We start from the raw sequence: 1,440 nt of genomic DNA on the forward strand, positions 1-1,440 counted from the left end.
CGACCAGTGTGCGCTGCGTGTTGCGCCAGAGTTCGCCGCTAATCCCGAGCGCCCAGAGGCGTTCGGCGATCAGGGATGGTCGGCTGACCCAGATCGGATCGGCGGCGAAACGGCCGATGAGCTCCCAAGTCGCAAGAATGACAAAGAGCGTAATGAGCCGGTCGCGTGCGAGCCGCCATCGTCGAGCCGGTGAACGCACTTTCGCTGCATTGACGTTTTGCTGTTCCTGCGGTGCAAGCGCGGATGCGGATGATGCAATGATCGACAACGTAAACTCCCGATTGATCTTGATTGCGCGGCCTCAGCCGGGCGCCGCTCCGGTTGCGACGGGCCGCGAAGGATCAGAGCTCCAGGCCGACCAGGAGCCCGGGAACAGGGATGCGGAAAGTCCGAGTGTGGCGAGAACCAGGATCTCATGCGCCGCTGCGACGCCGCCGCCACAATACGCGCCCAGGGGTCTCGAACCGTCGATCCCAAGTTTCGCAAATCTTGCCCGGAGGTGCTCCGGGCTTGCCACGCGACCGGTCTCAGTCAGGTTTTCCGAGGTCGGGACGCTCAGCGCGCCGGGGATGTGACCTTCAGCTTTCCCGCTCGCGCCCAGATAGGCATCCCGCCCGCGAGCGTCGAGCAGTATTGAGGTGCGTGCGAGGTCGGCGGCTCCGTCCGCGTCGAGAACGGGTAGATGCCCCGACGAGAGAACGACATCGCCAGCTGTCGAGAGCGGGACGGCGTCGGTCAGTTCCCCGCCATTGGCCGTCCATGCGTCCAAGCCTCCATCGAGCAAGCGCACATCGGCAATGCCCGCCCAACGAAGGACCCACCAAGCCCGCGCGGCCTGAAGACCCCGATTGTCGTCGTAGACGATCACGGTTGCCCCCGATCGAATTCCCCAGCGACGAGCGTTCAGCTCCAAATCGCCAATGGCGGGGAGGGGACGTCGCCCGCTGAAGCCTCTCTGCTCGCCCGCAAGCTCCGACGGTAGATCCACATAAACCGCGCCGGGAATATGCCCGGCCAGATAGGCCGGTCGCCCGTCGGGACGATCAGGTCTGAACCGGATATCGAGGAGCACCACGTCGGCGCCTCCATTCAGGAGCGTCGCAAGTTCATCTGCCTGGATCAAAATCGCGGAGCGCGGGTCGTTCGGTATCGTTCCACTCATGGCCTTCTTCCCGTCACGCAGCTTGATGGACGTTGCCGGTTCGGCGGTCCCGTTCGAAGACGTTGCGCGGCTTCGTCAATCCGAAATGATCGCGGAAAGTGTGCCCTTCATATTCCGTCCGGAAGAGACCGCGGCGCTGAAGCTCGGGAATGACGAGCTCGACAAAGAGTTCGGCCGTGCCGGGCAGGTAGGGTGGGAACAGAATGAATCCGTCAGCGGCGCGTTCCTGGAACCATTCCTCAAAACGATCGGCTATGGCCTTGGCGTCGCCCACGATC

The 1,440-nt window shown here is 63.5% G+C and carries 1 protein-coding gene and 2 pseudogenes; all 3 read right to left on the reverse strand.

Annotated features, from left to right (window positions below; genetic code table 11):
* Positions 1–268 (reverse strand): annotated as a pseudogene (locus AC1DT3_RS20970) (hypothetical protein); the annotation flags it as partial.
* A gap of 33 nt (positions 269–301) precedes the next feature.
* Positions 302–1,162, reverse strand: a complete 861-nt coding sequence (locus AC1DT3_RS20975) for a sulfurtransferase (protein WP_477467127.1) — start codon at positions 1,160–1,162, stop codon at positions 302–304.
* A gap of 13 nt (positions 1,163–1,175) precedes the next feature.
* Positions 1,176–1,440, reverse strand: a pseudogene (locus AC1DT3_RS20980) (nitrilotriacetate monooxygenase); the annotation flags it as partial.

The sequence above is a fragment of the Microvirga sp. P4_G7 genome (assembly GCF_056401005.1).